Here is a 4,037-nt window from a genome sequence, read left to right as displayed (position 1 = left end):
CTTTTTTTGAAGAACTAAAAAATTTAGTAAAGTTTTAAAATAAGGAAAAACTGCAAAAACTGTGGCCAAAAGCAAGAAAATTGAAAATGTTTTTACCGAAATGTCAAATCCAAAATTGATTATAACAATAGTAATGAAAATGGCAATCGCTGTTAATAATCCTAAAATTCGAGTTGGTTTAATAAGGATTAAAATTGCAACTACAACTTCTATAATTCCCATTGAAATCGAATAAAAACGAGATGTTCCAATGGTTGACCAATATAAAATATCTTTGGTTAAATTTCCAAAAGGCGTGTAAAGAATATTAGGTTCTGGGAGATAAAATTGTGCTTTAAAAACTTTGTTAAATCCATATTCTAAAAGTATAAAAGCAATGTAATAGCAAGTAATTAATCTAGAAAGAATTATAAATTTATTAATTTTAAATCTTGTAAATTTTAAAATTATTACAACAATTATCGAAATAAAAAACAAGAGTAACAACAATAAGTTTATTGCAATTGTATCAGATGAAAAATCGATTTGTTTTAAAGCTTTTGGATAAAAACTGTTTTGAATAAACGAAATTGGTTTAGAAAAAAGAAAATTTGTAAGTTGAAATTGCCAGTCTTTTCCGTTTAACGTTAACGGAATAAATAGATAACCTAAAACAAAAAAAACAGCTAAATTTTTTTCTAAAATTTTTTGCATTAGTTGGAAGCCAAAGTTTTGAAATTGGTAGTTTTCCAAGTGAAAAATGCAACAAGTGTTGCCAAAGAAAATAATGCAAAAATCAACAATGGTTTTGAAGGAAAATTTGGTTTATTTTCAACAAATGGAATTATAGATTTTTTCTTTTTCTTAGTTTTTAATGGTGCTTTTTTATTGTCAAAGCCAATGAAAACAACTTTATTTATATCATTTTTAAAGTTATAATCTGACTTTAAGACTTCTTTTATACTATCTAATGAATGATTTTTAGAAAATAAATTGTGATTATATAAAGTTTCTTTTCCTACTCTCCATTTATTTGAACTTAATATTTTAAAATCATTTCTGTCACTCTCGGTACAATATTCGCTGGTTAAAAGTATTGTTTTTTCTTTAGAAACATAAATAACTGTATCTAAAACGGCATTCCTTTCATAACGATTTGGCGCTGCTCCAAGATTAGAATCGCCAATATCAAATAAATTTTCTTCAAGAGAAATTCTAAAACTTTCATTGTTTCCGCTATGACTTTTGTGCGATATTAATTTAGTTTGAGAAAAACTAATTCCAAATATTAAGCTGAAAATTACAATTGATAACGTTCTCATTTTTATAAATTTAATGGCTAAGATAAAAAAACATCAAAAACAATTTGCTTTTTTATACTGCATTTAACAACTATTAGCATTTATCTTTATAAATTTGAAATGAAAAAGTTATAATCTTGATGAAATTCGAAAATAAAAACCATAATTTTTACAATTATTTACTTCAATTTATTGATTGCAACACCAATGATTATGATTTTCAAATTGATGAAATACTAAAAAGTTTTGGAGTATTAAATTTAAAGAAAAACGAATATTTTGTTAATGAAGGTGAGGTTTGTAACTGTTTTTGCTATGTAGAAAGTGGTATTTTGCAACATTCAATCAATATTTTAGATGAAGATAAAACTACCTATTTAGCATTAAAAAATTCAGTGACTTCATCTTTAAATAGCTTTCTAAATCAAATTCCATCTAGAAAAAGCATCAAAGCAATTGCCGATTGTAAATTGTGGGTTGTAGATTTAAAAAATTTTAAAGATTTAATTCAAAAAAACAAAACTTTTAATCAATTTTATTACAATGTTATTGAAAAACAAATTTGCTTAATTGATGATTATCGAATTGATTTACTTACACTTACGCCAGAAGAACGTTATAAAAAACTTTTAACAACCGAACCTAAATTATTGCAAGAAGTTCCTTTGCATTATTTGGCTTCATTTCTTGGAATTTCATCTCGTCATATGAGTCGAATTCGTAAGAACACTTTATGATTTATTTTTGGAACACAGATTTAAGAAATTTTAAAATTATTATAATTTCTTAAATCTGAGTTCCAAACTTTTCTATTCATAATGTAGAATAAAAATAACGCCATTTGGCTACAACTTAAACTCAATTATTCCTTAATTTTGTTTAAAATACATGCTTTTTACTATTCACTAATTACTCAAAAAATGAAATACCATCAAATAGACCGTGATTTGTTTGTTAAAAACCGAGCAAAATTCACTTCGCAAATGAAACCTAATAGTGTTGCGGTTTTTAATTCTAACGATATTTATCCTGTTTCTGCCGATTCTACTTTGCCTTTTGCACAACACAGAGATATTTTATATTTATCTGGTGTAGACCAAGAAGAAAGTATTTTATTGCTTTTTCCAGATGCACCTTATGACCATTTAAAAGAAATTCTTTTCCTTAAAGAAACCAACGAGCACATTGCCATTTGGGAAGGTGAAAAACTTACTAAAGACAGAGCATTTGAAGTTTCTGGAATAAAATCTGTGATATGGTTGCAAGATTTTCACAAGACTTTAAAAGAAGTTATGGCTTATTCTGAAACCATTTATATCAACACCAACGAACATTACAGAGCATCAATTGAAACTGAAACTCGCGAAGCACGATTTGTAAAATGGTGGAAAGAAAATTATCCTGCGCATCAGGTAGCCAAAAGCAATACAATTTTACAAAGAATTCGTTCAATTAAAGAAAGTGAAGAGTTAGATTTAATTCAAACCGCTTGCGATATTACAGAAAAAGGTTTCCGCAGAATTTTAAATTTTGTCAAACCAAACGTGATGGAATATGAAATTGAAGCCGAATTTGCTCACGAATTCATAAGAAATAGATCTAAAGGTTTTGCTTACACGCCAATTATTGCCTCTGGAAACAACGCCAATGTGTTGCATTACATAGAAAACAATCAGCAATGCAATGAAGGCGATTTAATTTTGCTAGATGTTGGTGCAGAATATGCAAATTATTCGAGTGATATGACTAGAATGGTTCCAGTTTCGGGAAAATTTACCGACAGACAAAAACAAGTTTATAATGCGGTTTTAAATGTAAAAAATGAAGCAACAAAAATGCTTGCGCCAGGAACTTTATGGAAACAATATCATGTAGAAGTTGGTAAAATTATGACTTCGGAATTGCTTGGATTAGGATTAATTGACAAAGCCGATGTGCAAAATGAAAACCCAGATTGGCCAGCTTATAAAAAATATTTTATGCACGGAACGTCGCATCATTTGGGTTTAGATACGCACGATTACGGATTATTGCACGAACCAATGAAAGCCAATATGGTTTTTACTGTTGAACCAGGAATTTATATTCCGGCAGAAAGTTTTGGAATTCGACTTGAAGACGATATGGTAATTCAAGAAAAAGGCGCAGCTTTTAACTTGATGCGAAATATTCCAATTGAAGTTGATGAGATTGAGAGTTTGATGAATAGTTAGTAGTCAGTGATCAGTTTTCAGTTTTCAGTTTAAACGGTTTATTTTGATAAGCCGTTTTTTTATTTATAAATCATTTAGTTCTTTAACGTGATTGTTTGTTATATAAGTAATTAAATAACGATTATTGCTTTTTTCGAAGAAAATGTACCAAGTTGTTCTATTGTTTGGTTTATAAAAAGCATAATTAGAACCAATTTTTTTTAAATTTATTGGTGTTATTTTATGAGGAAAATTAAATAATTCTTTTTCAATAAAAAAGGTTAAATTATCTACATAATTTGCTGAATATTCATAAAGCGAGAAATATTCCTTTTCAAAAAGTAAATCACTTAAATTATTAATAAAATCTTCAATTTCTGGCAAATATTGAATACTCACTTTTTCCAAGGCAATGATTTTATGTGTTTTTTTGTTCTTTCTCTTAGTTCATCACCAGAAATACTTCTTGCCCATTCCTTTTCAAAATCAAAAGTATCTTCTGATTTTATTGATTCTAATTTATTTAAAATTTTAGAATCTTCAATGGTTTGAATCCATTTTATCA

The 4,037-nt window shown here is 27.6% G+C and carries 5 protein-coding genes; 2 read left to right on the top strand and 3 right to left on the bottom strand.

Annotated features, from left to right (window positions below; translation table 11 throughout):
• Positions 1–693: hypothetical protein (locus ACH2BO_RS00405; protein WP_395042780.1), on the bottom strand; the 693-nt coding region annotated here is incomplete at its 3' end.
• Complete coding sequence (locus tag ACH2BO_RS00400) at positions 693–1,301, bottom strand: hypothetical protein (RefSeq protein ID WP_395042779.1); 609 nt, start codon at positions 1,299–1,301, stop codon at positions 693–695. The genes ACH2BO_RS00400 and ACH2BO_RS00405, both read right to left, overlap by 1 nt.
• A 119-nt stretch (positions 1,302–1,420) precedes the next feature.
• Between ACH2BO_RS00400 and ACH2BO_RS00395 the strand changes: the two genes are divergently transcribed.
• Both ACH2BO_RS00395 and ACH2BO_RS00390 read left to right on the top strand, forming a co-directional pair.
• Positions 1,421–2,017: a Crp/Fnr family transcriptional regulator gene (locus tag ACH2BO_RS00395; RefSeq protein ID WP_395042778.1), complete on the top strand. Its 597-nt coding sequence runs from the start codon at positions 1,421–1,423 to the stop codon at positions 2,015–2,017.
• Between the two features lie 183 nt (positions 2,018–2,200).
• A complete protein-coding gene (locus ACH2BO_RS00390; RefSeq protein ID WP_395042776.1) occupies positions 2,201–3,493 on the top strand; it encodes an aminopeptidase P family protein in 1,293 nt (430 codons plus the stop codon).
• A gap of 63 nt (positions 3,494–3,556) precedes the next feature.
• Here ACH2BO_RS00390 and ACH2BO_RS00385 read toward each other — a convergent pair whose 3' ends face one another.
• Entirely contained in the window at positions 3,557–3,871 is a 315-nt protein-coding gene (locus ACH2BO_RS00385) for a hypothetical protein (protein WP_395042775.1), read from the bottom strand.
• Positions 3,872–4,037: the final 166 nt, after the last annotated feature.

The sequence above is a fragment of the Flavobacterium sp. genome (genome assembly GCF_043773265.1).
Lineage (GTDB): Bacteria > Bacteroidota > Bacteroidia > Flavobacteriales > Flavobacteriaceae > Flavobacterium.
The sequence above is the reverse complement of the archived record's forward strand: the minus strand, read 5'-3'. Positions and strand labels throughout refer to the sequence as shown.